Source organism: Stenotrophomonas sp. 22692, assembly GCF_052045015.1.
GTDB lineage: Bacteria > Pseudomonadota > Gammaproteobacteria > Xanthomonadales > Xanthomonadaceae > Stenotrophomonas > Stenotrophomonas geniculata.
Genome location: NZ_JBQEMR010000081.1, coordinates 1 through 2,788 on the forward strand (window position 1 = coordinate 1; position 2,788 = coordinate 2,788).

A 2,788-nucleotide genomic window follows, 5' to 3' on the forward strand; every position below is an offset into this window, starting at 1 on the left:
TGGCGCCAAGGATGGCGCCATCGAGCCCCCATGGATGGGTTCACGGCGTGTCCTGGCTGAGGCCCCCTGCCTCCCAAGCACAACAACGACTCGGCGCCAAACGCCTCAACCCCGCGCTTTACTCGGATTCACCAGATTCCCGAAGAAGATCGCGTTGATCAGCAGCCGGTCCGTCCCGTGCCAGTACTTGCGGTGCGCCGGATCATCGGCAAACAGCACAACGTTACCCTGCCCCTGCGCCGACACCAGCAACCATGCACTGCCCGCCACCCGCGTACGGTTGCGCTCGGACAGGTAACCATTCACCCGCGGTGGCGTATCAATGCGCACCACCGTCGAGAACGGATTCGTGCTCGGCTGCAGCGTCACCGTGTTCTCCTTGTTGATCGCCAGCTGCCGGCGCGGCACGCCGAACGCCAGCGGATGGCTGGTATCAACATCGGCACTGAGGATGTTGCCGCTCACCCGCTCGATCGCGGCGATGTCGCGCTGGTCGCCGAACGCGCGGCGGCTTTCGTCAGCAGCGTCTTCTTCCTTGCCGAGCTTCTCGCCGTCGGCCAGCTTCTGTTCGATCGCCCACTTCGAGGCACTGCCGTAGGTCACCAGCGAACCACCGGCCTGCACCCAGCGCTTCAGTGCAGCCACTGCCGTGGCATCGACGCCCGTATAGGTACCGCCGGACAACACAATCGTGGTGTAGCGGTCCAGCGGCACCTTGCCCAGCTGCTGCGGATCCAGCTTGCTGGCCGGCAGGTGCAGCTGCTGGTCGAGCAGGAACCAGGCCGAGCCGATCTCGGTGGCGGCCACGCCCTCGCCCATCACCAGTGCCACCGCTGGCTTGCGCAGCGCCTTGACGCCATCACTGCCGAGGTCGATGCCTTCGCGGCTGCGGCCGCTGGACAACGCATGTACGCGTACGCCGGCATCGCGTGCAGCAGCACTCACCGCATCCAGCAGCGCCGCGCCCTGCAGCGGTTGCCCGGCCACCGGAACAACGATGCTGCCAGCGGCGAAATCGGCCTCGCCCTGTGCAGTCGAAGCGGTAAATGGCTGGAACGTTGCGCGTGTGCTAAAACCTTTGGCCTGCAGCACCGCCAGCGCACGCCCGGCGTTGTAGTCGCGCCAGTCGATGACATAGGCGAAGCCGGCCTGGCCACCCAAGACCGCGCCCTGCTCCTCCGGCAGCGCGGCCACGCGGGCGCCACCTTCGATACGACTGCGGCTGCCGGCGAAGGCCACACCGTAGGCCGGTGCGATCGCATAGCTGGTGCTGCCGTAGAACACATCCCCCTTGATCGGCGGCGTTTCGGCAAAGATCGAATGCACCAGGCGGAACTGCGCCTGCTGCACCGGCACCACGTAGGCGCTGCCGGCATCGAAGCGCTGCCCATCGACAGTAACTGCACGATCCAGCGCGCGCACCTCGATGCGATGCAACAGCAACAGCTCCAGCAGGCGACGGGTCAGTGCCGGGTCATGCGCGTCGCCGAACACGAAGCTCTTCACCGGCTGCTGCGCAGCCTGCTTCAACGCGCTCTGGAAGAACTGCTTCTGCAGGTCGAACAGGCCGTTGCGTTCGGTCACCGCGCCGCGCACCGTGCCCAGACCGGTGGCGACCTGGTTGCGGATGGTGAACGGGAAGGTCAGCAGGCCATTCACCGATTCCTGCACGCGACCGCGCGAGCTGGCCTGCTCGACGGTAACGCCGACAGCGCCATGGAAGTCCGGGTAGGTGGAGCCGTACACCGGCGAGAAATTGTCGAAATTCTCGCCGGTGTAGTACAGCGAACCCAAGGCATCCAGCGCCTGAGCGTGGTACTTGGCCAGGGTCTTGTTGAATTCATACGATGCCGCCGGAATCAGCGGGCTGTGCATGCTCTTCGGCGAAGGCTCGAAGTAGTAGGTGCTGTCCTTGCCCATTTCGTGGAAGTCGATCTGCACGTTCGGGTACCACTGGTGGAACACCTCCACCTTCGGCCGCGAGTCCTGCTGGGTCAGGGCCAGCCAGTCGCGGTTGAGATCGGTGAAGTAGTGATTGGTGCGGCCCTGCGGGAACGGCTCGACGTGCTCCTTGTCGGCCGGGTCGGCCGAGGCCGGGTCGGAGGCCCAGGCGTTGTGCCAGTTGGCGGCACGATCACGGCCGTCCGGGTTCTGCGCCGGGTCGAACAGCACCACCGCCTGCTGCAGCCACTGCTGGATTTCCGCGCTGCGGTTGGCCACCAGGTAGTAAGCGGTCAGCATCGCCGCTTCGGCACTGGAGGTCTCATTGCCGTGCACGCTGTAGCCCAGCCATACCACCACCGGGCTGTCACCGGCGGCGCTGCGCGGCTGCGCCGGATCGGCCAGGGTCGCGTGCTGCTGGCGGATCTGCTCCAGCCGCGCATGATTGCCTGCAGCAGTGACGGTGGCGATCAGCAGCGGGCGGCCCTCATAGCTGCGACCGATCTCGCGCACGCTGATTTTGTCGGAACGCTTCGCCAGTTCCTGGAAGTACGCCACCAGCTGGTCGTGCCGGGTGTAACGGCTGCCGATCGGGTAGCCGAGGAACTGCTCCGGCGTGGGCACCGCTGCATCGAACGCCGCTGCGTCGGTGACCTGCGGAAAGAAGTACGCGCTCTGTGCCTGCACCGGCTGCGGCGAGGACAGTGCGGTGGCGGCGGCAAGCAGCAACGGAAGAACGGCACGGCGATGCAAGGACACGGTGACTCCCCTGGAACACAACGGCAGACAGTCGCGGGGGGGGGGGGGGGGGGGGGGGGGGGGGGGGGGGGGGGGGGGGGGGGGGGGG

1 protein-coding gene is annotated in these 2,788 nt (G+C 66.6%); it reads right to left on the reverse strand.

Annotated elements, in window-relative coordinates; genetic code table 11:
- Positions 1 to 105: 105 nt before the first annotated feature.
- A complete protein-coding gene (locus tag ACTJJM_RS21185) occupies positions 106 to 2,700 on the reverse strand; it encodes a M14 family zinc carboxypeptidase (protein WP_440865952.1) in 2,595 nt (864 codons plus the stop codon).
- Positions 2,701 to 2,788: the final 88 nt, after the last annotated feature.